Genomic DNA, 24,745 nt, shown 5'->3' on the forward strand with positions numbered 1-24,745 from the left:
CAAAAGTTTCAGACGAAGATTCAATCGCCGACGGATCGGCGAATCGAATCAGCAGCTTCGTGCAACCTCGTTAGAAGACGATTCAGGTCCGCGCCGTGCCCGTCTTCATCATCCGGAAGATGGCTTCGCCAGCCTGGGCCCAAAGCGCCTTTCTGGGCCAGACGAGGGTGAGGGATTGTTTGTATCGGGGCGCGAGGCGGATCATCGCGGGCGGGCGATGGACTCGGGAGAGCGAGCTTTCCGGCAATATCGAGAGGTAGCCATGGTGGCTGACGAGATTGATGATCACAGGGATCGAGTCTACATCGATCAGGGTCAGGCGCCGCCGCTCGCTTTCGCTCAGCGTATCTTCCAGAAAACGCGTCGCCTCGCGCCTCAGTCCGCTCTTGGCACTCGGCATTGCGATCGGGGAGGCGCACAGCAGGCGCGCGAAGTCGCCGTCCATTTCGGAAAGTATCGCCGCGGCGCCAGCGAGCGCCAGTGGCGTTTCCGATACGAGCCGGCCATCGAATTCGCTGGGGAAGTCGGCGACGTCGAGGAGTGCGGCGTCAAAGCGCCGGCTCTTCAGCCCGGCGATGAGTTCGTCCGCCGTGGTGCTTGAAATGAACAGGTGCTGACGGGGGCGGGAAGCATGCCAGGCGGCCGTCAGCGCCGCCAGCATGCGCGCGATCTCGCTCTCGGGGCCGAGCGGCATCACCGCACCGAGACGCCATGTCGTCGCGTCGCGGCGAAAACGGTCGTCCGACGCGCGCGTCAGGCGTCCCCAGCATTGAAGCAGTTTTTCCGCAAGAGGGATGGCGGCAAGCGCTTCTTCTGTACAGACCACCCCGTGATGGGCGCGCTCGAACAGTGGATATCCGAGGTGGCGTTCGAGGTCCGCCATCTGGCGGGTCAGTTGGGGTTGGCCGAGGGCGAGCATCCGTGCGACCGAGCGAATGCTGCCGTTGCGGGCGATCTTCACGAAACGGTCGAGCGCCGCCAGGCTGACGGGCGGGATCGGGCCAGGCGCAGGGCTCCCGAGGCGGCTGGCGAGAAGCGTTGCGGTTTCCGCCGCCTCCGCGATGTCGGCGATGCGCGCCTGCGCCTCTAGCGTCGGCACGAGCATGGCGCCCTCGCGGCGAAGCAGCGGCACTGAAATTGTCTGCTCGAAGCGCCGGACGGCGGCGCTGACGCTCGACGGCGGGCGCCTGCAGAGCTTCGCCGCACGTCGTATGCCACCTTCCCGCAGCGTCGCGTCAACAAGGACGATCGTCGCAATATCCACGAACCTACCCGCGCCTTGACCAGCGATGCCGATCGATCTGTTCGAGTTTCGGCATCATTCGTTCCGAATTTGGGATATACCACGCATCGGCACTGTGCGCATAGCATGCTCGCAAAAGAGGTTTCGTTTCAACATGCTGCAATCGGTCAAGACCATCGTCCTGTGCGGAAAACCGCTCGACTTCGGGCTCCTCGAAGAGATCGGCTCCGGGCTGGCGCGACCGGTCGCGGATGATGCCGGCATGGAGCGGGTGGCCGCTACGCACAAGGTTGTTGCCGACCGCGTCGCGATGGGCCTGCCGGTCTATGGCTCGAACACCGGCGTCGGCTCGATGAAGGACCGGCTATGGACGGCGGACGACCTCGCCGAATTCAACACTTCGCTCGTGCGCGCCCATCACTTCGGCACTGGCGAATTCTTTGCCGCGCCGATCATCCGCAAGGCGATCGCCATCCGGGTCAACACCGCGATGCGCGGGCACACGGGATGCAGCCCGGAACTTATCGATGCCTTCGTCGCGCTTCTCGAGCGGGGCATCGTCCCGGCCGTGCGCCGTCATGGCTCGATGGGCTGCGCCGATATCGGCCTGATGGGCCAGGTTGCCTCCGTTCTGACGGGCGTCGGCGAGGCCTATTACAACGGCCAGCTGATGACGGCGGAGTCGGCGCTGACGGAGGCGGGGCTCACCCCCTTCGTCATGCGGGCGCGCGATGCGCTCGCCGCGCTGAGTGTCAACGCCATCTCCTACGCGGCGGCGGGCGACGTCCTGCGCGAGGCGGCGTCAGCGATCCGCGTCCTGCTCGTGACTGGCGTCATGTCGTCTCGCGCGCTCGGCGCCTCGGCCGATCCTTGGCTGGTGGCGGCGACGCTTTCGACGCGCGGCGAGGCACTCGTCGGATCCTGGCTCTACGGCCAGTCGGGCATGGCGGATTGGCCCTTGCCGACGGCGATCCACGATCCGCTAAGTCTGCGCATGACCGCCCAGGTCTTCGGCGCCGTCGTCGACACGCTGCTGGTGGCCGCTGGCCGGCTTGTCGAGGCAACCTATCTCTCGGACGACAATCCCGTGGTGCTCGGCGGCCAGGTGCATTCATCCGGCGCGTCGCTGCCGCTGACGACGACGCTCTATATCGAGGCGGCGCAGATTGCCTTTTCGCATGTGGCGCGCAATGTACTGAACCGCTGCATCCTGCTTTCGAACGGCGGAAGGCGCAATCTCTCGGTCAATCTCGTTGCCCCCGGGGAGGTCGCCACCGGGCTCGGGCCGCTGATGAAGCTCGCGGTCGAACTCTACATGCGTGTCCAGTCGCTTGCCGTACCCTTGTCTGCGCAGTCGATCGTCGTTGCGGGCGGACTGGAGGAAGAGGCGACCTTCCTGCCGCTGATCGTCGAACGCATGGAGGCGCAGGTTCGCGACCTCCGGCAACTGGCGGCGATCGAGGCGATGCTGTCGGCACAAGCCATCGATCTCGTCGGCGACGAACCAAAAGGCGTCGTCAGGCTCGCCTATGATCGCACCCGCTCGGTCAGCCCGATCTATCTCAAGGACCGGCCGCTCTCGAAGGAGATCGAAGCGCTGCAGGCGGCGTTCACCGACCATGACCTGTTGCGCGCCTTCGTCGAGTCTGCGCCGATGCCGGAATTCGACGATTTCTTCGCGTTGTCCAAATGAACTGGCAAAATGAACGGGAAGGGAAGAGCAATGTCCGACTTCGATCTCGTTCTGAAGGGCACCGTCGTACTGCCGCATCGCGTCGTCGAAGGCGGACATGTGGCGGTGCGAGACGGCAAGGTGGTGCATGTCGGGCAGGGAGCAGCCCCGTCGGCACGAGAACGGCACGAGCTCGGCAGGGCGCTGATCCTCCCCGGTGCGATCGATGCCCAGGTGCATTCGTTGTCGCAGAAGAACCAGGAGGATTTCATCTGGTCGACACGCTCGGCTGCCGCCGGCGGCGTGACGACGATCGTCGACATGCCCTTTGACGAGGGCAATCTCGTCTGCTCGGCGGAAGCGGTCAGACGGAAGATCGCCCATGCGAGCCCGCAGGCCCGCGTCGATTTTGCGCTCTACGGTACCATCGATCCCGAGGAGGGGGCGTTGCGGATTGGCGAGATGGTGGAGGCCGGTGTTGCCGCCTTCAAGTTCTCGACGTTTGGAACGGACCCGAAACGGTTCCCGCGAATTCCCGCTGGATTGTTGGAGGAGTGCTTCCGGGCGATCGCCCCGACAGGACTGACCGCCGGCGTTCACAATGAGGATGACGAGGCGGTACGGGCCGCGATCGATAAGGTCAAGGCCGCCGGCATCAGCGACTATCGGGCCCACGGTCTTTCGCGGCCGCCGCTGACCGAGCTTCTTGCGACCAACCAGATCTATGAGACGGGTGCCGCAACCGGCTGTCCAGCGCATGTGGTGCATTGCTCGCTTGGCCGCGGCTACGAAATCGCGGCTGCCTATCGGGCGCAGGGCCATGCCGCGACGATCGAGTGCTGCATTCATTATCTCACTTTGGACGAGGAGAACGACGTCCGCCGCCTCGGCGGCAAGGCCAAGATCAACCCGCCGATCCGCCCGCGCGCGGAGGTTGAAAAACTCTGGCGGCATGTGGCTGACGGCAATGTGACGCTGGTTTCGACCGATCATGTGAGCTGGTCGGAGGATCGCAAGACCAATCCGGATATGCTTGCCAATGCGTCCGGTGTGCCGGGCCTTGAGGTGATGGTGCCGCTGTTCGTCAAGGGTGCGCTGGAGCGCGGCATTCCGCTGACGCGCGCCGCTGAGCTTATGGCGCTCAACCCCGCGCGGCATTTCCGAATCAACCACTGCAAGGGAGCGCTCGAAGCCGGCAAGGATGCCGATATTATCGTCATGACGCCGGAATCCTATGTCTATGATGCGGCGACAAGCGGTAACAATGTCGTCGGCTGGTCGCCCTATAACGGCATTCGCCTGCCGTGGCGGGTCTCCGCCACCTATCTGCGCGGACGCCTCGTCTGTGATGGCAGTCGGGTCGTCGCGGAGCCGGGCACCGGTGCCTTCGTGCGGCCGTTGCCGAGCCTGCCGCTTCGGGAGCCGCGGCAATGACCGCATCGCAAACCAATCTGCCGGTCGATGCGCGCCGCATCGCCGATATCGTCAGGGGCCTGGAGCGCATAACCGAGCCCGACCACCCCTACACCCGCCGCGCCTTCACGCCGCTATTTCTCGAAGGTCGCGCCTTCCTCGAAGAACGGTTCAGCGCCGCGGGTCTCGATACGAGGATCGATGCGGCCGGCAACCTCATCGGCCGGCGCAAGGGTCGCAAACCGGCGCTCGGCACGATCATGCTCGGCTCGCATTCCGATACGGTGCCTGAAGGCGGCCGCTTCGACGGGATCGCCGGCGTTGCGGCGGCGCTCGAAGTGGCGCGATCCCTTTCTGACGCCGGTATCGAGCTCGACCATGATCTGGAGATCGTCGATTTCCTTGCCGAGGAGGTGTCGATCTTTGGCGTTTCCTGCGTCGGCAGCCGCGGCATGGCGGGGGTCGTTCCGGATGGCTGGCTGAGCCGTGCGCACGACGAGCTGACGCTCCGCCAAGGCATCGTCAAAGTAGGCGGTGATCCTTCCCGTCTGCCTTCGTCCAAGCGCTCCGACGTCAAGGCCTTCCTGGAGCTGCATATCGAGCAGGGGCCGGTGCTCGAGGCCGAGCGCCTGGATATCGGCGTGGTGACGGCGATCTCCGGGATTACCCGCATCGAGATCATCGTCGAGGGGCAGGCGGATCATGCGGGCACGACCCCGATGGGGCGCCGCCGCGATGCGCTTGTCGCCGCCTCGCGGCTTGTGCTGGAGATCGAGAAGCTCGGCTTTGCCCATGCGGCAGGCGAGGGGCACTTCACCGCGACCGTCGGCGAATTCGAAATCGAGCCGAATGCCGCCAATGTCGTGCCCTCGCGGGCGCGGCTCTTGATCGATGCCCGCGCCGAGTTGCGGCCGCAGATGGACGTGTTCATCGCGGAGGTCGAAGCGCTTGCCGCACGCATCGCCGAGGAGGTCGGTGTCACAATCACGCCGAAGGTGATCTCCGACAATCACCCGACACCTGGCGATCCATTGGTTCTCGCGACGCTGGAAGCGGCCTGCGGGCGCGTCGGCGCGCGGCATCGACTCATGGCTTCTGGCGCCGGGCACGACACGGCTTGGATGGGCCGGATAACGAGATCCGCGATGATCTTCATTCCCTGTCGCGATGGCCGGTCGCATGCGCCCGAGGAATGGGCGGAAAACGACGATATCGCGCTTGGCGCGGCGGTGCTGCTCGAGGCAGTGCTCCGGCTCGACGGACAATTGCAGGAGAAGACGTAGATGGGCCGAATATTGACGGAAAAGGATGTCGAGGCGGCAGTCAAGGGCGGCTCCGTCTACGCGGCGGGCGGTGGCGGCTGGGCGGATCACGGGCGAATGCTGGGGCTTGCGGCGGTCTCGATCGGCAAGCCGGAGTTGGTCTCGATCAACGAGCTGGAGCCGGACGATTGGGTGGCGACCGCCGCTGCAATCGGCGCGCCGGCCTCCACCACGCCGTGGGAGATGCGCGGTGTCGATTACGTGAAGGCGGTTGAACTGCTGCAGGAGGCGCTCGGCGAAAAGCTTACTGGCCTGATCATCGGGCAGAACGGCAAGTCCTCGACGCTGAATGGCTGGCTGCCCTCGGCGATCCTCGGCACCAAGGTGGTTGATGCCGTCGGCGATATCCGCGCCCATCCGACAGGCGACATGGGATCGATCGGTCTCGCCGGTTCGCCTGAACCGATGATCCAGACGGCGGTTGGGGGAAACCGCGAGGAAAACCGCTATATCGAACTCGTGGTCCGGGGTGCAACGGCCAAGGTGTCGCCGATCCTGAGGACCGCTGCGGACATGTCAGGCGGCTTTATCGCCTCCTGCCGCAATCCTGTCCACGCGTCCTACGTCAAGGCCAATGCCGCGCTCGGCGGCATCTCCATGGCGCTGACTCTGGGCGAGGCGATTATCGCTGCGGAAGGCAAGGGCGGCAGTGCCGTCATCGATGCAATCGCAAACACCACCAACGGCTCCATTCTTGCCGAGGGAACCATCACCGACAAAACCGTCGTCTATACCAAGGAAGCCTTCGATATCGGCACTGTTACGCTCGGGAAGGGCGATGACTCAACGATACTCCATGTGATGAACGAATACATGGCCGTGGAAACGCCGGACGGCACTCGCCTTGCAACCTTCCCGGATGTCATCACCACGCTGTCTCCGGAAGGCGAACCCTTGAGCGTCGGGCAGTTGCAGGTGGGCATGACGGTCTTCGTGCTGCATGTGCCGAAGTCGGTGATCCCGCTCGCCTCCAGTGTGCTCGACCCGTCCGTCTATCCGCCGGTCGAAAAGGCGATGGGGATCGAGATTGCACGCTACGCCTTGGCGGGGAAGCGTTGACGGGAGGGCGATGTGGCGCGCGATCCGGGGCTTGAGGAACTGGTGAGGCAAGACCTCGGCGATCGGCCGGGGCTTTCGGAAAAGCCGATGTTCGGTGGTCTGGCCTTTCTCGTGAACGGCAATCTGCTCTGCGGCGCCCGCGAGGATGGAATGCTGGTGCGGCTTGGCAAGGGCAATGACGATTGGGCCTTGGCGCTGCCCGGCATCGTGCAGATGGTGATGGGCGAGCGCCGGATGCACGGCTGGGTGCGCGCCAGCGCGGAGTCCTATGGCGACGACGCCTTGCGCCAGCGCCTGCTGGATGCGGCGCTCGCCTTCGTCGAAGCTTTGCCGCCGAAGTGAATGAAGGAGGGCGCAGCTTGCCCCTCACCCTAGCCCTCTCCCCGCTCGCGGGGAGAGGGAACGGCCGCACCGGTTGCCGCAAGTGCCGGCGGACGCGATGGCCACGATGTCCCCTCTCCCCGCAAGCGGGGAGAGGGTTAGGGTGAGGGGCAAATTCTGCGTCCACGCAACAAAGGACGACCACAATGCCCAAATCCAATCCCCGTCATCCGAACTTTCCGATTCCCGGCGGGCCGGAGCTGCGCGCCAGGGGCTGGCGGCAGGAGGCGCTGCTACGGCTGCTCGAGAACGTCCTTTCGGTCGGCGAGGACCCGGATAATCTCGTCGTTTACGCGGCGCTGGGCAAGGCGGCGCGCAACTGGCCGTCACACCGAGCGATCGTCAAGGCGCTCATCGAGATGGACGAGGACCAGACGCTGGTCATCCAGTCCGGCAAGCCCGTCGGCCTGTTGAAGACCCATGCCAAGGCACCGCTCGTCATCATGGCCAACTGCAACATCGTCGGCCAATGGGCGAAGGCGGAGGTCTTTTACGAACTGCAACGCAAGGGGCTGATCTGCTGGGGCGGGCTGACGGCGGGCGCCTGGCAATATATCGGTAGCCAGGGGGTGATCCAAGGCACCTACGAGATCTTCATGCGGATTGGCGAGCGCCGCTTCGGCGGCGATCTTTCCGGCCGTTTCGTGCTGACCGCGGGTCTCGGCGGCATGGGCGGCGCGCAACCGCTCGCCGGCCGCATGGCGGGTGCGGCCATCCTCTGCGTCGACATCGATCCCGAGCGGGCAAAGAAGCGCCAGCAGGTCGGCTATCTTCAGGAGATCGCGCCCGACCTCGACGCGGCGCTCGCGATGATCGACGCGGCGGTCAAGGAGAAGCGGGCGCTGTCCGTAGGGCTCATTGGCAACGCGGCGGAAATCTATCCGGAGATCGCCCGGCGCGGCATCGTGCCCGACGTTGTCACCGACCAGACCTCGGCTCATGATCTCGTTTATGGCTATGTGCCGAAGGGCATGAGCCTCGACCAGGTGCGGTCGCTGCGCGAAGACGGGCAGGGGCAGCTGATGGCGGCGAGCCGCGCCTCGATCGTCGAGCATGTGAAGGCCATGCTCGACTTCCAGAAAGAGGGCGCGGAAGTCTTCGATAACGGCAACCTGATCCGCACGCAGGCGCGGGAAGGGGGTGTTGCCAACGCCTTCGATATTCCGATCTTCACCGAGGCCTATCTGCGGCCGCTCTTTGCCCGCGCGATCGGCCCGTTCCGCTGGATGGCGCTTTCCGGCGAGGCGAGCGACATCGCCGTGATCGACGACCTGCTCCTTGAAATGTTCCCGGACAATCGCATCATCACCAACTGGATCCGGCTTGCGCGGCAGCACATTCCCTTCGAGGGTCTGCCGGCGCGCATCGCCTGGCTCGGCCACGGCGAACGCACGGCGCTTGCACGGCGCGTCAATCAACTGGTCGCAAGCGGCGAGCTCAAGGGGCCCGTCGCCTTCTCGCGGGACCATCTCGACGCTGGCGCAATGGCGCATCCGAATATCATGACCGAGCGGATGAAAGACGGGTCGGATGCGATCGCCGACTGGCCACTGCTCGACGCGATGCTGCTCTGTTCTTCGATGGCCGATCTCGTCGTCGTCCATTCGGGCGGAGGCGGCTATGCCGGTTACATGACGAGCTGCGGGGTGACGGTCGTTGCAGACGGCACGAAGGCCGCCGACGAGCGGCTCGACCACGCGCTGACTAACGACACGTCACTCGGAGTCATCCGCTATGCGGATGCGGGCTACGACGAGTCCTTCGAGGAAATCGCCGCAAAGGGCATCGGTCATGTGAAGGTCTGATGGTGCCTCGATGGCGTGTCAGACGACCGTCTCCCCGCCATCGACCACCAGAATCTGCCCGGTCATGTAGGACGACCGATCGGAGACGAGAAAGAGGATCGACTCGGCGATTTCGTCGACGCTCGCCCAACGGCCGAGCGGCACCTTCTCGCGGATATAGGCCTCGATCGCGCCGCGCCCGCCCATTTGCGCAATGAAGGGTTCGTTGAAGGGCGTATCCACCCAGCCGGGGCAGAGCGCATTCACACGCACACCGTATTTCGCATAGTCGCCGGCCATCTGGCGGGTCATGGCGATGACGGCGTGTTTCGTCGTCGTGTAGGCGATCATCTCGCGGTCGTAGAGAACTCCGGAGGACGAGGAGGTGTTGAGGATGACGCCGCGGCCCACCGCCTTCATCGATGGCATGACGAGGCGGGCGGCCATGAAATGGGCGCGGACGTTGAGGCTCCAGGAGCGATCGAAGCCCGCCACGTCGACGCCTTCGAGATCGCCGGCAACCTGGGCACCGGCGTGATTGTGCAGGATGTCGATCCGGCCGTGGCGGTAAAGCACGTCGGCAATGCCATCGGAAAGCGCCTGGTCGTCGGTCACGTCGATCGCCAGCGGCTCGGCGCTGCCTGCGGTGCCGGCGATCGCCGCGACGGTCGCTTCCGCGGCCTTCCGGCTGCGGTCGACAACCACGACATGGGCGCCTTCGCGCGCCATGATGGCAGCGCCTGCCTGACCGATGCCAGAGCCTGCTCCGGTGACGATCGCGACCCGGTCTTTCAGGATCATTGTTTCACTCCCCGGATTTGCTTTTCTTTTCGCGCATGAGAAGGCGCGCTGTCAGGATCAGGAGCAGCGAGGCGACCAATACCAGAGTCGCGATCGCGTTGATTTCCGGCGTCACGCCGCGGCGGATCGAGGCGAAGACATAGATCGGCAGGGTCGTCTTCGAGCCGGCGACGAAGAATGCGATGATGAAATCGTCGAAGGAGAAGGTGAAGGCGAGCAGGAAACCGGCGAGGATCGACGGCAGGATCTGCGGCAGCACGATCAGGCGGAAGGTGGTGAGCGGCGTCGCGTAGAGATCGCTCGACGCCTCGACGATGTCACGGCCGAGGCTCGCGATCCGCGCCTTGACGATCATCGTCACCAGCGCCATCGAGAAGAGCCCGTGGGCGGCGATGATCGAGCCGTAGCCGAGGCCGAGCTGCGGCGGCTGATCGCCTGGCCAGATCGTCGCGAGCGCGGGATTGACGAAGGAGAAGACGGCGACGAGCGCGACCAGCGTGGCGATGCCGATGACGACGCCCGGCACGACGATCGCCGCGGCGAACAAGGCGTCGAAGACGGCGCGTGTACGCATGCCGAGCCGCTCCATGCCGAGTGCTGCCATGGTGCCGAAGATGGCGGCGAGTGCGGCGCTGGTGAAGGCGATCATCAGGCTGTTTTCGAGCGCCGAGACCAGGAACGTGTTGCCAAGCGCCTTGCCGTACCAGGCGGTCGAGAAGCCGGTGAACTCGCTCGCATTGCGGCCGGCATTGAAGGAAAACAGCACGACCAGCGCGATCGGCGCGTAAAGAAAGAGATAGACGGAGGAGATGAAGGCGCGCATCAGACGAGGTCCACCTGTCTTGTGCCCGCGACCTTCCAGGCGATCCGCATCGCCACCATCAGCACCACGACGACGACGGCGACGAGGGTGACGGCGATCGCCGAGCCGAACGGCCAATTGCGCGATTGCAGGAAGAGATCGACAAGCGCATTGCCGATGAAGAAGACCTTGCCGCCGCCGAGAAGCTGCGGGATCAGGTACTCGCCGAGGAGCAGGATGGTGACGAGCGCGACGCCGGTCATCACACCGGGTAGCGAAAGCGGCAAGGTGACGCCGAAGAAGGTGGAGACCGGTTTGGCGCCGAGATCGGCGGAGGCCTCCAAGAGCCGGCGGTCGAGCTTTTCCAGGCTCACATAGATCGGCATGATCATCAGCGGCAGATAGCCATAAACGATGCCGAGCAGCACGGCGCCGGGCGTGTTGAGCATCCGCACGTCCTCGATGCCGATCATCGAGAGCAGATTGGGAATGCCGCGCGAACCGAGGATGTACATCCAGGCATAGGTGCGCACGAGCAGGCTCGTCCAGAACGGCACGACCACCAGCGAAACGAGGATGAGGCGATAGCGCGGGTTCGCCCGGACGGCGAGATAATAGGCGACGGGATAGGCGACCAGCAGGCAGAGCATGGCGCCGGCGGGTGCAAGCACCAGCGTGTTCCAGAACGCCGCTGCCCGCGTCGGCAGGTTGGCGAACTGGGCGAAGGTGAAGGCGGCCTGATACCCGCCCTCCGGCGCGCGTTCGCCAAAGGCAAAGACGAGCATGGCGATGAAGGGGAGCACGAGAAAGACGCAGAGCCATGCCGCCGCCGGCGCAACCAGCGCCGCCGTCACCAGGTTCCTCTTCGTGTTCATTGCCGCTCGCATGAAGTTCGGTCCGTCAAAATGCACTTAGATCGAAGGCCCTCATCCGGCCTGCCGGGCCACCTTCTCCCCGCAAGCGGGGCGAAGGTGACTCGTGGCGCCCGCTTCGTTCCCTCTCGCCCATGGCGAAGAGGAGAAGGGGACGAATGGCACGAATGGCACTAGCTTGTCCCCTCTCCCCGCTGGCGGGGAGAGGGATAGGGTGAGGGGCGAATCTCGGAATCACGCCGACTTGAAACGCGCCATCAGCTCGGCGCGGCCGGGATCGGTGAGCGTCACGGCGGCGCCGAATTCGAGCGGCGTGAGCGCCGCCTCGTCCGGATAGACGATCTTGTTCGAAGTGACGTCGGCCGGCAGAAGTTTCAGGACGCGGCTGTCGGTCGTCGGCGCGCCGTTGGCAATGTGCTCCTTGACGGCGTTTTCCGGCGTCATCAGGTAGTTGAGCAGCGCGTAGCCGGCGGCCTTGTTGGCCGCACTCTTCGGGATGGCGTAGAAATCCGACCAGATCTCGCCGCCGTCCTTGCCGAGCACGAATTGGATTTCCGGCATGTCGCGGTTGAGCTGCGCGCCGTCATTGGTCCAGCACATGGTCATCCAGGCGTCGGTCGCCCGCATCGACGGCTGGTAGTCGCTGTTGATCGCATAGAGGTGGGGCTTCACCTTGATCAGCAGTTCCTCGGCCTTGGCGAGTTCGTCCGGCTTGACGGAGTTGAAGGAAAACCCAAGCGAGACCAGCGCATTGCCGATGGTGGTGAGCTGGTAGTCGTGCACCATGGCGCGGCCGTCCGCCTCGGTCATCGCCACGTCGAAGAACTCCTTCCAGCTCGTGACCGGGGTCTTGATCTTGCTGGAGTTCACTGCGATGCCGGTCGTGCCCCAGTTCTTCGGCACGGCATAGGTCTTGCCGTCGACGATACCCTCGTTGGTGAAGCGGGCGTTTTCGGTCGAGGCGTCGTACTTCGGCAGCTTCGACATATCGAGCTCGTCGATCAGGCCGAGCTTCACATAGGTCGAGATCGTGTAGTTCGTCGGGACGAAGAGATCCCATCCGGTGCCGCCCGCCTGGAGCTTCGCCAGCATTTCCTCGTTCGAGCCGAAAACGTTGACCTCGACGGCAACGCCGGTTGCGGCCGTAAAGGCCTCGAAGGTGGCGGGATCGTGATAGTTCGGCCAGGTCGCGATCGACATTTGCGTGCCGAGGTCGCCGGCGAAGGCCGTGGAATTGAAGAGGCCAGGCTGGCGCGCGAAGACGGCGGCTGCAAGGCCGAGACCGGTCACGCCGAGGAAGTGGCGGCGCGTAACCGAGCCGCGCTTCAGGCGCATCAGCTCGTCGGCAAGCTTTTCGGCAGTAATCGGGGCATTCTCTCTGTACCACTTGTTCATGATGCTGTTCCCTTATCGTTGACGTGCAGTGATGGCAGCAGGTCCGGCGGTTCAGGCCGGGAAGACGTGAAGCGCGTTGGGATCGAAGGCGAGCCCGATTCTTTCGCCGGGCTCCGCGAGATCGCTTTCGTTGAGGCTCCGGCGGTCGGCGGTCACCAGAAAGTCGCCGAGGCCGTCGACCTCGACGGAATATTCGACTGACGAGCCCAGGAAGATGCGGTGGGTGACTGTGCCCTGAAGCGTCGCCGCGCCATCGCGGACGAGGCTGATCGCTTCCGGGCGGAGTGCAACCATGGCCGCGCCGAGTGTGCCGTTGGCGCTCGCGGGTTTCGCAAGGCCGACGCCGTTCGCCAGCCGGATCGAATTCGTGCCCGCGTCGACGGTGGCGGCGATGCGGTTGGTCTTGCCGACGAAGTCGGCGACGAAGAGGCTCGCTGGATGGTCGTAGATCTCCTGCGGCGGACCGATCTGGACGATACGGCCGGTGCTCATGACACAAACGAGGTCGCTCATCGATAGCGCCTCTTCCTGGTCGTGGGTGACCAACACGAAGGTGATGCCGAGTTCGCGCTGCAGGCTCTGGAGCTCGATCTGCATGGCCGTCCGCAGCTTCTTGTCGAGGGCGGCCAGCGGCTCGTCGAGAAGCAGCACCTTCGGCTTGTTGACGATAGCGCGGGCGAGCGCCACGCGCTGCTGCTGGCCACCAGACATTTCGTGGATGCGGCGCTTGCCGAAGCCGCCGAGGCGCACCATCTCCAACGCCTCCTGTGCCCGACGGGCGATTTCCGTAGCGGCGATGCGTGGGCGCATCTGCTTCAAGCCATAGGCGACGTTCTGCTCGACATCGAGATGCGGGAACAGTGCATATTGCTGGAACACCATGTTGACCGGCCGGCGATAGGCGGGCACGCCGTTCATCGGCTGACCGCCGACATAGACCGTGCCCTCGCTCGGTTGCTCGAAGCCGCCGATCATGCGCAGGCAGGTAGTCTTGCCGCAGCCGGAAGGGCCAAGCAGCGCCACGAACGCGCCTTTCGGCACTGCGAGGTTGATGTCCGAGACGGCCGTCACGCTGCCATAGCGTTTGGCGACCGAACGGAATTCGATGTCGTTCGTCGAAGCGGATGTCACGTCTGTTCCCTGCGGTTGTTCTTCGAGGATGTGGCACTCCTGGCCCCATCTTCCACCGTCATTGCCAAGCAGCCTAGTCAAATGCGGTGGCGCTGGTATATACCCCAAGAGAGGTATTTCAACCCGGATTGCCCTGTGGAAGGAGTATACCCTGAAGCGGCAAAAACGGGCGGGGAGTGCGATTTGAGTATCGACCTCGATGGACTTTTTCAGGCGCTGGCACCCTTGGTCGACGGCGTGCCGATGAAGGATCAAGCCGTCGGTGGCGCATTTCGTCGGCTGATGTCGACCCTGATGAACTTCGATTATGTCGTCGTCTTCGCCTATCGCGGCAAGGAGCGCCCGATCGATCTCTACAGCACCTTCGACGCGAAGGATCACGTTCTCTTCGTCAGCCTCTATCAGGCCGGGCCCTATCTGCTCGACCCCTTCTATCACGCCGCATGCGCGCCGAAGCCCGGCGTCTGGCGGATGCGGGAACTGGCGCCGGACCGCTTTTTCTCCAGCGAATACTACCGCACCTACTACGTCCAGACCGGGCTTGCGGAGGAGATCGGCTTTTTCGTCCCGATCAGCGGTGAGATCACTGTCGTCCTCTCGTTGATGCGACGCGAGGCGACCGGCACCTTCAGCGCAGCGGAATTTGCTTTGCTCAGGAGGGCCGAGCCCTTGGTGGCGGCGCTTGTACGCCACCACTGGGCCGATCTCGGCCGCCGCTTCGACGCGGCGCTGGCGAAGACGGGGCGAGGCCGGCGGAAGGCGACGCATCCGCCCGCCGACGGCGTCTGGCAACACCTGAACCTGACCGAAAGGGAGGCGGCGATCATCGAACTGGTGCTTCAGGGGCATTCGTCGGAATCAATTGGCCTGAAGCTCGGCATCTCGACGGGCACCGTCAAGGTTCACCGGCGCAACGTCTATCGCAAGCTCGGCATCTCCTCTCAGACCCAGCTTCTTTCGCTCTACCTCAGGAATCTCGGCCAGTAAGGCCTGGGGCGAGGAGCTGGTTTCGGTTCCCGTCTCGACGTTGCGGCCTTGACTGCCTTCCGGTGAATATTTGAGGATGCGCGCATTTCCTTCTGCATCTTTCCTTAAACCGGAGCGGTTTAAGGAAAGATGCAGCAACTCAAAGTGCTACAGCGACCTTCGTGCGTCTGAAAAGCCGCACGGCGGTGTAGAAGAGCCGGAGCGTTCGATGTCCGAGATCCCGCAACACAAGCCGCCTTCGGTTGCTCATCATGTCGCCAGAATGAGCGGGCGGGATCCGCACGAGGGACATCGCGTCGCGACACCGTTGGAGTTGCTCTTCGACCTGACCTTCGTGATCGCCTTCAGTCTTGCTGCCGCACAGCTCGCGCATCTCCTGGCTGAGGGGCACTTCAAGGCCGGGCTGATTGGCTTCGGTTTCGCGAGCTTCGCGATCTGCTGGGCCTGGGTGAATTTTTCCTGGTTCGCTTCGGCCTACGATACCGACGACTGGGTGTTTCGCTGCGTAACGATGGTGCAGATGGTCGGCGTGCTCATACTCGCCATCGGGCTGCCGCCGATGTTCGAGTCGATCGACAAGGGCGAAAATCTGAATAACGGCGTCATGGTGCTCGGTTATGTCGTGATGCGGGTCGCCATGGTGTTCCAGTGGCTGAGGGCGGCGCGCGAGGATCCGCTCCGCCGCAAGGCCTGCACCACCTATGCGGCGGCGGTCTCGATCGCCCAGATCGGCTGGATCGTGCTGATCTTCATCGATTTCTCCCTGCTCGTCACCTTCGTGTTCGTCGTCGTGCTGACCCTGGTCGAAATGGCCGGGCCGGTGATTGCGGAGTCGCTGCAGGGTGGTACCCCCTGGCACGCGCACCATATTGCCGAGCGCTACGGCCTGCTTGCGATCATCGCACTCGGTGAAGGCGTGGTTGGAACCGTCGCTTCCGTGACGGCCGTCGTCGAGGGAAGCGGCTGGAATGTCGATGTCGCCCTTGTCTGCATCGCCGGCACCGGACTGACCTTCGGCATGTGGTGGATCTATTTCACGCTCCCGAGCGCAGAAATCCTTCACAAGTTTCGCAAGCGCGCCTTCGTCTGGGGCTATGGGCACATGGTGATCTTCGCCGCCATCATCGCGACGGGTGCGGGACTGCACGTCGCTGCCTACTACATCGAGCATAAGGCACATATCTCGTCCGTGGCGGCGGTGATGACGGTCGCCGTTCCCGTTGCGGTCTACATAGGCTTGATCTACGCCATGTACGTCTATCTGGTCAGGGCGATGGAGCGTCGCCACGTCTGGCAGTTCTGCGCCACGGTCCTCGTGCTGGCCGCATCGGTGGGGGCGGCGATGGCGGGCATCGACATGGCGGTCTGCCTTATCATCCTGATGTTCGCGCCGGTGATCACCGTCATCGGTTACGAACGCGCCGGCCATCGCCATAAGGCGCGTGCACTCGAACGCGCGTTCGGTGGCGGGCAGGGCGCGCATTGAGGTCCTGCTTCGGCGTGCAATTGCCGAGTCGCATCAAGGCTTTGCGAGAGACGCCTGTAGATTCGATTCAAGCGCTTCACGAGGTGATTCAATTCGCTCCGGCGTTATGGGCATAGCCGATCACCACGTCTTGCTAAGCTTCAGCGTGAAGGTCCGGCTTTCGCCGTAACCGCAGGTCAAGAGTCCCTGGCATCCCTTGACATATTCCTTGTCGAAGAGGTTGGCGACGTTGAGGGAGGCGGCCCAATCGTTCTTCTCGTATCGGATCGCAGCATCGACGAGCGTGGCGTCTGGCACCTTCTTCGTGTTTTCTGCATCGGCCCAGGATTCGCCCTGGTAACGGACGCCGGCGCCGAGACTCACGCCTTCGAGGGCGCCGCTGGTCACCGTGTAGTCGAGCCACAGCGCAGCCTGCGTTTCGGGTATGAGATAGGGCGACTTGCCGAGCTGCGACGGATTGGTGTCTTCGGTGATCTCGAGATCGGTATAGCTGAAAGCGGAGATGACCTTCCAGTTTTCATCAAGGTTGACTTTGCCTTCAAGCTCGATCCCGCGGGAGCGCACCTCGCCGCGTTGGGTGGAGAGCCCAAGGATGGGCTCAGTCACCTGGACGTTCTGCTTGGTGATCTCGAAGATGGATGCGGTGAACAACCCGTCGATGAACGTCGGCTCGTATTTGATCCCCGCTTCGTACTGGTAGCCCTCTTCGGGCTTCAGTGGCACCAAAGTCGTGACAGCAGGATCAGGGTTGGAGTCGCGTGAACCCACGAGAGGGTTGAAGAAGGTCGCGACACTCACATAGGGCGTGAAGCCGTTGTCGAACTCGTAAGCGAGGCCGGCCCGGCCGCTGAGCGCGCCGTCATCATATCTGAAGTTGGAAGCTCCGGCCCAGGCTGTCGCGCCGTTCTTGAGGTCGGTGTCGACATAGTCGTAGCGCCCATTGAGCGTTACGAGCCAGCCGTCGCCGAAGCGCACCTGGTCCTGGGCATAGATGCCGATCTGCTGTTGCGTGAAGATCTGGTTGATATAGACGGCCGTCGGCCCCTGGGGCGCACCATAGACCGGATCGGTGGGGCTGATCGGTGTAGCGCCTCCCGACGCTCCGATATGGTCGAGCCGGTAGTATTTGTAGTCGAGCCCGGCGAGGAAAGTGTGATTCGTTGCGCCGAGATCGAAATCCGTCTCCGCCCGGTTGTCGATCGAGAAGCTGCCGACTTTCGATGTCGCCTCGAAGCCGATGCGGTTCAGAAGGTAGTCCGGACCGATGGGCTCGACATTGCCGAAGCCCGGACCGACATAGCCGTAGGGGTATGGGTACCGCTCGTGCTTGTGCAGGTGGGCGTAACGCGCGTTCTGGCTAAAGGTCCAGCCATTGTCGAAATCGTGCTTGAACTCATAGCCGAGCATCTGCTGGGCGTAGGTTCCCTCGTCGATATCGGGTTCGCCGAAGTAGGCATTCCGGTCGATCTTGCCGAATGGGGCGTCGACCACCGTTCCGACATAGGGCAGGAAGCCGTTGCCGACATGGACCTGGTCGAGCCCTTGCAGCAGACCGAATACCGTCAGGCTGGTCGCGTCGTCCGGGGCATAGGTTACTTGCGGCAGGATGAAGCCCCGCAGGTCTTCGGAGAAATCCGAGTAATTGTCGCCGCCGGCGATCTTGCCGGTCAGGCGGTAGCGAACGGTTCCGTCTTCGGTCAGCCGGTCATTGACGTCAAAGCCGGTGAAGGCGTTGCCATCGCTGTTGATGCCGATTTCCGTGTAGTAGAGCGGTTCGTCGAGCGGCCGCTTGCTGATCAGATTGATGATGCCGCCCGGATTGGCGCCGCCATAGAGCACGGAGGCAGGCCCCTTCAGCACCTCGATCCGCTCCAGCATGAAGGGATCGATCTGGAAATTGCCGAAGGCGTAACTGAAGAGGGAGAGGCCGTCGAGAAAGACGCCGGTCTGCGCCGCATCGAAGCCGCGGATGTAGAACCAGTCCGTATCGGCGTCGACGCCGAAGGGCGCGGCCATGACGCCGGGCGTATAGCGCAAGGCTTCATCGACCTTGTTGACCACGGCGCGATCGTCCAGTTCCTCGCGACCGACGACCGAGACCGACTGCGGGATTTCGGTCAGCGGCGTCGCGGTCTTCGATCCCGTCGCGGTTGCCTCGGCCACGTAGCCGTCGACCGGGCCTGTTGCGCCGCCGTTCCCCGACGCTCCGCCTTCGACCACCAGTTTGTCAAGCTGGGTGGCGCTGCCGCCCTGCGCCTGCGCCGCTCCGGCGACCAGCAGTACCGCAAATGCCACGCCGCCCGCCAAGACGTCCTTCAAGCGGACCCCGTTGCCATTGTTCTGCATCGTATCTCTTGCCCCGAAATCGGCCCTGCCGCGCTTCACCCCCGAAGAACGCGACCTGGACAGTCGTCCCATTAATAAGATGAGTATTTATCTCAAGTATTTCGACCGGGCTTGTCCGGATCCGGGAAAATTGAACGATCCTGGGCAAATTTCCGCATTGCACCAGGCGGTCGGCGGAGCCGTTTTCAGGAGAGACGGCTCTTTTTCCAAAGCGCCGGCGTCGTGCCGACCGTCTTCCTGAAGACGCGGGTGAAATGTGCCTGATCCGCAAAGCCACTTTCGGCCGCCACAGTCGTCAGCGACCGGTCGTCCTTGATCAGCATTTCCTTGGCGCGTTCGATCCGGGCGTTTGTCTGCCACTGGTGCGGCGCCATGCCGGTCGATGCCTTGAAGGCGTGGCTGAAATGCGATTGCGACAGACCGGTAATGTTTGCCAGTTCTTCGAGCCGGATATTGCGGGCGATGTTTTCCCCGATGTAGTCCACCGCGCGGCGCAGCTGCCAGGCTGCCAACTGGCTGCGCTTGCGGCTCTCGCGCCTGTTGATCTTCATCAGGTCGATGAACAGCGCCAGCGTCAGTCCATCGCCGTAGAGGTCGTGCAGCGGCTGCGGATTGAGGCATTCGGCCGCGATCAATTCTGCGAGGTGGAGAAAACGAGGCTCCTGAAACATCAGCCGAGGCGTCTCGACCGCGCTGGGATCGAGATCTTCCATCAGACGTCGGCTGAGCGCATCGACGTTGAAGTGCAGGTCGAGATGCCGCAGGTACTGGATATCGACGACGTCGGTCCAGAGCTCCACGCCGGCCGGTATGTAGGAGAGGGCCTGCCGATGATAGTTCTGGACGGCGCTTCTGCCGTTCGAAGCGAGCTTGACGCGGCAATTGCCTCCGCCCCTGGCGTCGAGCACGATGAACAGGCGCGGATCTTCCGCGACGTAGTAGCCGCCCGCGTGAGGAATGCATTCGACGTCCCACACATCGGCAACAACACCATTCCAATGACGCCGGTGGAGTCCGCCTACGACAGAGAAACCGCTGATCTTGTTCTGCATGCGCGGCTGAAATGTCATTGTCACATCCCTGGCTCGCTGGGCCTTACGGCCCAACGAAGTGCATAATCTTTCGCTTTAGAGTCAAGTTTCGATATCGCAGTGCATCGGAATTTTCAATTGCGCCGACCACGCAGCAGGCATTCGAGCTTTGCAGGAAAAAAATGGGGCACGACCGGTACCGGTCGTGCCCCTCGACATGTTTGTTCGGACGGAGCCTCAGGCGTCGATCAAGGCCAGCTTGGCGCGGGCGTCGAGGATCTGGGCGCAGGCATTGGCGGCCTCTTCGCCTTTGATGACGAAATGATCACGGAAGAAGGCGATCAGCGGCGCGCTTTCCTGGAAATTATGCGGCGTGAGCACGGCGGAAAGGACCGGCACATCAGTGTCGAGTTGCACGCGCATCATGCCGTCGAGCACCGTGCCGGCGACGAAGTCGTGGCGGTAGATGCCGCCGTCGACCACGAAGGCCGTTCCGAGAATCGCGGAATAGCGGCCGGTCCTGGCAAGCGTCTGTGCATGCAGCGGGATTTCGAGAGCACCGGGGACGTCAAAGATCTCGACGTCAGCCGAGTTGCCGCCGAGCTTCGTCCACTGCGCGACGAAAGCATCGACGCAGCGATCGACGATGTCGGCATGCCAGCGGGCGCGGACAATTGCAATCCTGGCGGAGGGTTGGGAAAGAATGGTCATGGTCTCAAGCCTTTCAGGGTTTGGCGTTTTCCAATGATCCCGTCGGGCGAACATGCACGCGCGAAGAGCCCGAGAAGGGACTCCGCTCCTGCTTGCTCTCTTCCATCCGGACTGTAACCGTCGGCTCCGGAGTCTGACCGGATCTGCTGACCTTCGGATGCGTGGCAGCTTCCGAAGCGCTCGCGGGCTCCAGCCGCATGATCTTTTCGGATCGCTTGGCTGCTACCGCCGGTGGGGAATTTCGCCCCGCCCTGAGAACGCTTGCGACTATATAGGCCGGCAGGGCGCGGTCAAACGCGCGCTGCGACGGAAAAACGGGAAATCGCGACAGATTTTTCCAAGGCGGGCCCCTAGCCGGAACAAATCATTCTGGCGATCAGCGGGACCTATTCGCGGATGACGAGTAGATCCTTGGCGGCGAAGCGTAGCGTGACGTTTTCGCCGGAGACCGGCGGGGTGAGGCCCGGATCGTTGAACGTGTCGAATGAGATGATGTCGTTACCGACGCGCAATTTTGTGCGAATGACGGAGCCGAGGAAGCTCGTCGCGACGACCTCACCGATGAGGGCCGTGTCGCCCTTGGCGCCTTCGGCAATCGAGCCCGCTTCCGGGCGCAGCGCGAGCGAGATGCTGTCGCCACCCTTCATGCCGGCGACCGGCTCCTTCAGCGAAATCCGTTGACCGCCGATGGTGACGGCACCGCTTGCCGGATCCGCAACCTTGCCCTCGATGATGTTCAGCGTGCCGACGAAGGAGGCGACGAAACGGGTCGCCGGCGTGTTGTAGATCTCGAACGGAGTGCCGATCTGGTCGGCGTGTCCGGCATTCATGACGACGATGCGGTCGGAGATCGACAGCGCCTCTTCCTGGTCATGCGTCACGAAGACGGTGGTGATGCCGAGCTGCTGCTGGATCTGCCGGATTTCCTCGCGCAGCGAAACGCGGATCTTCGCGTCGAGGGCGGAGAGCGGTTCGTCGAGCAACAATACTTGCGGCTTGACGGCGAGGGCGCGGGCAAGCGCCACGCGTTGCTGCTGACCGCCGGACAATTGATAGGGGAAGCGGTCCGCCAGGTGCTCGAGCTTAATAAGCCCGAGCATCTGCTTCACCCGTTGATCAATTTCCGTTTTTTGAGCCCCCGCGACCTTGAGGCCGAAGGCGACATTGTCGTGCACGTTCATGTTCGGGAACAGTGCATAGGCCTGGAACACCATGCCGATGTTGCGCTGGTTTGGCTTCAGTGCGCCCTGGTCCTTGCCGTCGATCAGGACGGTGCCGCCCGAGGGAGTCTCGAAGCCGGCGATCATCCGCAGGATCGTGGTCTTGCCGCAACCCGAAGGGCCGAGAAAGGAAACGAACTCACCCTTGTTGATGCCCATGTTGAAGTTGTGCACGACCTGAACCGGGCCGAAGGACTTCTGGATATTGGTCAGTGTCAGGAATGCCATGTGATCAAGCCTTGGCCGGAGCGGATTTCTGGAAGCGGGACACGAGCTGGATCAGACCCATGCTGAGCCAGGTGATGGCGAATGCGATGACGGCGAGCGCCGAAGGCTCATAGGCCTTGTTGGCGCCGACGAGCTGCAGGTAGGGGCCGAAGGCCGGCCGGTTGAGCAGCGCCGCCATCGTGAATTCGCCCATGACGATAGCGAAGGTGATGAAGGAGCCAGACAGCACGCCGCTCATCACATTCGGGAAGATGCAGCGGAAGAGAATCGTCGGCCATTTGGCGCCGAGGCTCTCGGCCGCTTCCGTCAGCGTCCGGACATCGATCGCCCGCATCGCGGTATCCACGGCGCGGTACATGTAGGGGAGCGACAACGTCATATAGGAAAACATCAGGAGCGCGTTCGTCCCGGAAGTCGAGCCGGTCAGCGGTAGCACCGACGAGGAGTTATAAAGGCGCAGATAGCCAAAGACGATGACGATCGCCGGAATGACGAGCGGCAGCAGCGTGATGAATTCGACGACAGGCCGCACTTGCGGCAGGCGGAGCCGCACCCAGTAGGCGGTCGGCACGACGAGCAGCATGCCGAAGACGATGGTCAAAAACGCCATCAGCATCGAATAGCCGAAGGTCTCGCGAAACTGGATATCGGAGAAAACCGACTGATAGGCGTCGAAGGAATAGGCGCCGCGCCGCATGCGTAGCGAGAATTCCAGCGTGCCGAGCAGCGGAATAATGAAGTAGCCCGCTCCGATGGCGATGGCGATCCAGGCGCCGAGGCGTTGTGCTTTCATTTCTGCCACCGTTCGGCGCGCATTCGCAGCCAGATATAAAGAATGTTGGAAATGCCGGTGATGACGATCATGCCGAGCGCCAGCGCATAACCGAGGTTGGCGTTGTGCAGCACGTCGCCGCGGATCTGCGCATAGAGCAAGATCGGGACGATGTTGAGCGAACTGCCGGTCAGTGCGTAGGCCGTGGCGATGGCACCGAAGGCGTTGGCGAAGAGCAGCAGCGTCGTGCCGAGCAGGCTCGGCCAGAGGATCGGCAGGGCCACCATGCGCCAGTATTGCCAGGTCGAGGCGCCGAGGATCTCGGATGCCTCGCGCCATTCCTTCTTCATGCCGTCGAGCGCCGGCGTCAGGATCAGCACCATCAGCGGGATCTGGAAATACATGTAGGTGATGGTCAGGCCGAAGAAGCTCAGGAGGTTGAAGCCGGTCGAATAGAGATTGAAGCCGAACCAGTCGCGCAGGAAAACCGTGACGAGGCCCGTGCGGCCGAGCGTCGCGAGAAACGCGAATGCCAGCGGCACGCCGGCGAAGTTCGAGGCGACGCCGGAAAAGGTGAGAAGGCCGGAGCGGACCCAGGCGGGGACGCCGCCGAGCACGATCGCCCAGGCGAGGAAGAAACCGATCAGCGCGCCGCCGAGCGAGGAGGCGACCGAGACTCGGATGGAGATCCAGTAGGCAGAGAGAATCGAAGGCGTGAAGAGGTCGGCGATGTTCTTGAAAGTAAGTTCGCCCTCCGGCGTCAGGAAGGCGCCGGTCACGAGATAAAGCGTCGGGACGATCAGGAACATCAGCGCGAAAATCATGAACGGCGCGATGCCGAGCCAGTCGATAATCGCCCGTTTGCTGATCCGAGGTGCTGCTATTGCTGTTGTCGTGGTCATCGCGTTTTGGCCGTCCCGGCATCAAGGGAAGCCTCCCCGCCGCGCGTGCGGAGGGGAGGCCGGTCTTGCAATTATTGTACGTTGGCGCCGACGACGGCGTCCCACTTGGTGGTGATTGCCGTCTTGCCGGCTTCCTGCTCTTCGAGCGTCGGGAAGACGGCCTTTTCATAGGCCGCTGCCGGCGGCAGCTTGTCGAGCATTTCCTGCGGGATCTTGCCGTTCTTGGCGAGATCGTTGAAGCGGATCGGGTGGCAATAGCCCTTCAGCCAGCCGAGCTGACCTTCGTCGGAATAGAGGTATTCCATCCAGAGCTTGGCAGCATTCGGATGCGGTGCGAAGGCCGAGATAGCCTGGACGTAGACGCCGGCGACGACGCCCGAAGCCGGAACGACGACTTCGACCGGCGGGTTGCCGTTCAGGCTGTCGCGCCAGGAGAGACCGTTATAGTCCCAGGCGATGATGATCGGGGTGGAGCCTTGGGCGAGCGAGGCCGACTTGCCGATGACCGGAACGAAGTTGCCTGCCTTGTTGACCTCGCCGAAGAAGCCGAGGCCAGCCTCTCCAGCCTTGGCGGCATCCGTCTCACCGGCGGAAAGGCCGGCGGCATAGACGGCCTGCACGGCTTGGTTGGACGCGCGCGGATCGCCGGCAAGGGCGACCGAGTTTGCATAGTCCGACTTCTTGAGGTCGGCCCAGTCCTTCGGCACGTCCTTGACGATGTCGGTGTTCACCACGAACGAGAGAACGCCGTAATAGTCGCCGTACCAGTAGCCGTCGGCGTCCTTGGCGCTATCCGGGATCGAGTCCCAGGTCGAGACCTTGTAGGGCTGGATCAGGCCTTCGGCCTTTGCCGACGGGCCGAAGGAGAGGCCGACGTCGATCACGTCGGGCGCCTGCGGGCCGGTGTTGCCCTTGTTGGCCTTGATGGCTTCGATTTCGTCGCCCGAACCGGCGTCCGGGTTCAGTTCGTTGACTTCGATGCCGTACTTGGCCTTGAAGCCGGCAATGACGTCGCCATAACCGCACCAGTTGTGCGGAAGCGCGATCGTGGTCAGCGTGCCTTCCTTCTTGGCGGCGGCGATAAGCTCCTCGCTCGGCTCGGCGACGGCGATCGCCGACGTTGCGAGCAGCATGGCGGTGGAAAGCGAGAGCAGGCGTTGAGTCTTTGAAATCACTGACGTTCTCCT

Annotated in this window: 21 protein-coding genes and 1 riboswitch; of the genes, 8 read left to right on the plus strand and 13 right to left on the minus strand. The window is 63.2% G+C overall.

Going from position 1 to position 24,745, the window contains the following annotated elements; translation table 11 throughout:
- Positions 1–82: 82 nt before the first annotated feature.
- Positions 83–1,264 carry a LysR family transcriptional regulator gene (locus tag GHK62_RS00135; RefSeq protein WP_153436347.1) on the minus strand — a complete coding sequence of 394 codons (1,182 nt, stop codon included), beginning with the start codon at positions 1,262–1,264 and terminating at the stop codon, positions 83–85.
- Positions 1,265–1,397: 133 nt separating this feature from the next.
- Between GHK62_RS00135 and GHK62_RS00140 the strand changes: the two genes are divergently transcribed.
- The 6 genes from GHK62_RS00140 (at position 1,398) to GHK62_RS00165 (ending at position 8,895) form a co-directional block, all read left to right on the plus strand.
- Positions 1,398–2,936 (plus strand): aromatic amino acid lyase, encoded by a 1,539-nt coding sequence (locus GHK62_RS00140; protein WP_153436348.1) that lies wholly within the window; start codon positions 1,398–1,400, stop codon positions 2,934–2,936.
- Between the two features lie 30 nt (positions 2,937–2,966).
- On the plus strand, positions 2,967–4,349 hold the full coding sequence (locus tag GHK62_RS00145) for a dihydroorotase (RefSeq protein ID WP_153436349.1): 1,383 nt from the start codon (positions 2,967–2,969) through the stop codon (positions 4,347–4,349).
- Positions 4,346–5,611, plus strand: coding sequence for a Zn-dependent hydrolase (locus tag GHK62_RS00150; RefSeq protein WP_153436350.1), 1,266 nt, complete (start codon positions 4,346–4,348; stop codon positions 5,609–5,611). Before GHK62_RS00145 ends, GHK62_RS00150 begins: the two co-directional genes overlap by 4 nt.
- Positions 5,612–6,709 (plus strand): DUF917 domain-containing protein, encoded by a 1,098-nt coding sequence (locus GHK62_RS00155; protein ID WP_153436351.1) that lies wholly within the window; start codon positions 5,612–5,614, stop codon positions 6,707–6,709.
- A 12-nt stretch (positions 6,710–6,721) separates the two neighbouring features.
- Positions 6,722–7,051, plus strand: coding sequence for a TfoX/Sxy family protein (locus GHK62_RS00160; protein WP_184108539.1), 330 nt, complete (start codon positions 6,722–6,724; stop codon positions 7,049–7,051).
- Between the two features lie 185 nt (positions 7,052–7,236).
- Positions 7,237–8,895 carry a urocanate hydratase gene (locus GHK62_RS00165; protein ID WP_153436352.1) on the plus strand — a complete coding sequence of 553 codons (1,659 nt, stop codon included), beginning with the start codon at positions 7,237–7,239 and terminating at the stop codon, positions 8,893–8,895.
- An 18-nt stretch (positions 8,896–8,913) separates the two neighbouring features.
- Here GHK62_RS00165 and GHK62_RS00170 read toward each other — a convergent pair whose 3' ends face one another.
- The 5 genes from GHK62_RS00170 to GHK62_RS00190 all read right to left on the minus strand — a co-directional run bounded on the left by GHK62_RS00170 (position 8,914) and on the right by GHK62_RS00190 (position 13,875).
- Positions 8,914–9,675 carry an SDR family NAD(P)-dependent oxidoreductase gene (locus tag GHK62_RS00170; protein WP_153436353.1) on the minus strand — a complete coding sequence of 254 codons (762 nt, stop codon included), beginning with the start codon at positions 9,673–9,675 and terminating at the stop codon, positions 8,914–8,916.
- A gap of 4 nt (positions 9,676–9,679) precedes the next feature.
- On the minus strand, positions 9,680–10,498 hold the full coding sequence (locus GHK62_RS00175; protein ID WP_153436354.1) for an ABC transporter permease: 819 nt from the start codon (positions 10,496–10,498) through the stop codon (positions 9,680–9,682).
- Positions 10,498–11,364 carry an ABC transporter permease gene (locus tag GHK62_RS00180; RefSeq protein ID WP_153436355.1) on the minus strand — a complete coding sequence of 289 codons (867 nt, stop codon included), beginning with the start codon at positions 11,362–11,364 and terminating at the stop codon, positions 10,498–10,500. Before GHK62_RS00180 ends, GHK62_RS00175 begins: the two co-directional genes overlap by 1 nt.
- A gap of 219 nt (positions 11,365–11,583) precedes the next feature.
- Positions 11,584–12,744 (minus strand): polyamine ABC transporter substrate-binding protein, encoded by a 1,161-nt coding sequence (locus GHK62_RS00185; RefSeq protein ID WP_153436356.1) that lies wholly within the window; start codon positions 12,742–12,744, stop codon positions 11,584–11,586.
- Between the two features lie 51 nt (positions 12,745–12,795).
- Entirely contained in the window at positions 12,796–13,875 is a 1,080-nt protein-coding gene (locus GHK62_RS00190; protein ID WP_184108540.1) for an ABC transporter ATP-binding protein, read from the minus strand.
- A 183-nt stretch (positions 13,876–14,058) separates the two neighbouring features.
- Here GHK62_RS00190 and GHK62_RS00195 point away from each other — a divergent pair, with 183 nt between their 5' ends.
- Both GHK62_RS00195 and GHK62_RS00200 read left to right on the plus strand, forming a co-directional pair.
- A complete protein-coding gene (locus tag GHK62_RS00195; protein ID WP_153436357.1) occupies positions 14,059–14,862 on the plus strand; it encodes a helix-turn-helix transcriptional regulator in 804 nt (267 codons plus the stop codon).
- Between the two features lie 208 nt (positions 14,863–15,070).
- Entirely contained in the window at positions 15,071–16,348 is a 1,278-nt protein-coding gene (locus GHK62_RS00200) for a low temperature requirement protein A (RefSeq protein ID WP_234886727.1), read from the plus strand.
- Between the two features lie 120 nt (positions 16,349–16,468).
- Here the strand turns inward: GHK62_RS00200 and GHK62_RS00205 are convergent, their stop codons facing one another.
- The 7 genes from GHK62_RS00205 to GHK62_RS00235 all read right to left on the minus strand — a co-directional run bounded on the left by GHK62_RS00205 (position 16,469) and on the right by GHK62_RS00235 (position 24,733).
- Positions 16,469–18,694 carry a TonB-dependent siderophore receptor gene (locus tag GHK62_RS00205; protein ID WP_153436358.1) on the minus strand — a complete coding sequence of 742 codons (2,226 nt, stop codon included), beginning with the start codon at positions 18,692–18,694 and terminating at the stop codon, positions 16,469–16,471.
- Positions 18,695–18,879: 185 nt separating this feature from the next.
- The gene (locus GHK62_RS00210) at positions 18,880–19,764 is read right to left on the minus strand and encodes a helix-turn-helix domain-containing protein (protein ID WP_153436359.1); all 885 of its coding nucleotides are present in this window, start codon (positions 19,762–19,764) and stop codon (positions 18,880–18,882) included.
- Between the two features lie 198 nt (positions 19,765–19,962).
- Entirely contained in the window at positions 19,963–20,436 is a 474-nt protein-coding gene (locus tag GHK62_RS00215; protein ID WP_167528111.1) for a 6,7-dimethyl-8-ribityllumazine synthase, read from the minus strand.
- A gap of 90 nt (positions 20,437–20,526) precedes the next feature.
- A riboswitch (FMN riboswitch) is annotated at positions 20,527–20,699 on the minus strand.
- A 123-nt stretch (positions 20,700–20,822) separates the two neighbouring features.
- Positions 20,823–21,884 (minus strand): ABC transporter ATP-binding protein, encoded by a 1,062-nt coding sequence (locus GHK62_RS00220; protein ID WP_153436361.1) that lies wholly within the window; start codon positions 21,882–21,884, stop codon positions 20,823–20,825.
- A gap of 4 nt (positions 21,885–21,888) precedes the next feature.
- Positions 21,889–22,677 (minus strand): ABC transporter permease, encoded by a 789-nt coding sequence (locus GHK62_RS00225; protein WP_153436362.1) that lies wholly within the window; start codon positions 22,675–22,677, stop codon positions 21,889–21,891.
- Positions 22,674–23,558 (minus strand): ABC transporter permease, encoded by an 885-nt coding sequence (locus GHK62_RS00230; RefSeq protein WP_153436363.1) that lies wholly within the window; start codon positions 23,556–23,558, stop codon positions 22,674–22,676. Before GHK62_RS00230 ends, GHK62_RS00225 begins: the two co-directional genes overlap by 4 nt.
- Before the next feature lie 71 nt (positions 23,559–23,629).
- Positions 23,630–24,733: an ABC transporter substrate-binding protein gene (locus tag GHK62_RS00235; RefSeq protein WP_184108541.1), complete on the minus strand. Its 1,104-nt coding sequence runs from the start codon at positions 24,731–24,733 to the stop codon at positions 23,630–23,632.
- Positions 24,734–24,745: the final 12 nt, after the last annotated feature.

Source organism: Sinorhizobium terangae (assembly GCF_009601505.1).
Lineage (GTDB): Bacteria > Pseudomonadota > Alphaproteobacteria > Rhizobiales > Rhizobiaceae > Sinorhizobium > Sinorhizobium terangae.

Excerpts from the sequence above, each read along its gene's own strand:
- GHK62_RS00145 (WP_153436349.1), top strand. The coding sequence starts at position 2,967 with ATGTCCGACTTCGATCTCGTTCTGAAGGGCACCGTCGTACTGCCGCAT.
- GHK62_RS00175 (WP_153436354.1), bottom strand. The coding sequence starts at position 10,498 with ATGCGCGCCTTCATCTCCTCCGTCTATCTCTTTCTTTACGCGCCGATC.
- GHK62_RS00205 (WP_153436358.1), bottom strand. The coding sequence starts at position 18,694 with ATGCAGAACAATGGCAACGGGGTCCGCTTGAAGGACGTCTTGGCGGGC.
- GHK62_RS00210 (WP_153436359.1), bottom strand. The coding sequence starts at position 19,764 with ATGACATTTCAGCCGCGCATGCAGAACAAGATCAGCGGTTTCTCTGTC.
- GHK62_RS00230 (WP_153436363.1), bottom strand. The coding sequence starts at position 23,558 with ATGACCACGACAACAGCAATAGCAGCACCTCGGATCAGCAAACGGGCG.
- GHK62_RS00225 (WP_153436362.1), bottom strand. The coding sequence starts at position 22,677 with ATGAAAGCACAACGCCTCGGCGCCTGGATCGCCATCGCCATCGGAGCG.
- GHK62_RS00215 (WP_167528111.1), bottom strand. The coding sequence starts at position 20,436 with ATGACCATTCTTTCCCAACCCTCCGCCAGGATTGCAATTGTCCGCGCC.
- GHK62_RS00185 (WP_153436356.1), bottom strand. The coding sequence starts at position 12,744 with ATGAACAAGTGGTACAGAGAGAATGCCCCGATTACTGCCGAAAAGCTT.
- GHK62_RS00200 (WP_234886727.1), top strand. The coding sequence starts at position 15,071 with ATGTCCGAGATCCCGCAACACAAGCCGCCTTCGGTTGCTCATCATGTC.
- GHK62_RS00170 (WP_153436353.1), bottom strand. The coding sequence starts at position 9,675 with ATGATCCTGAAAGACCGGGTCGCGATCGTCACCGGAGCAGGCTCTGGC.
- GHK62_RS00220 (WP_153436361.1), bottom strand. The coding sequence starts at position 21,884 with ATGGCATTCCTGACACTGACCAATATCCAGAAGTCCTTCGGCCCGGTT.
- GHK62_RS00155 (WP_153436351.1), top strand. The coding sequence starts at position 5,612 with ATGGGCCGAATATTGACGGAAAAGGATGTCGAGGCGGCAGTCAAGGGC.
- GHK62_RS00140 (WP_153436348.1), top strand. The coding sequence starts at position 1,398 with ATGCTGCAATCGGTCAAGACCATCGTCCTGTGCGGAAAACCGCTCGAC.
- GHK62_RS00165 (WP_153436352.1), top strand. The coding sequence starts at position 7,237 with ATGCCCAAATCCAATCCCCGTCATCCGAACTTTCCGATTCCCGGCGGG.
- GHK62_RS00150 (WP_153436350.1), top strand. The coding sequence starts at position 4,346 with ATGACCGCATCGCAAACCAATCTGCCGGTCGATGCGCGCCGCATCGCC.
- GHK62_RS00180 (WP_153436355.1), bottom strand. The coding sequence starts at position 11,364 with ATGCGAGCGGCAATGAACACGAAGAGGAACCTGGTGACGGCGGCGCTG.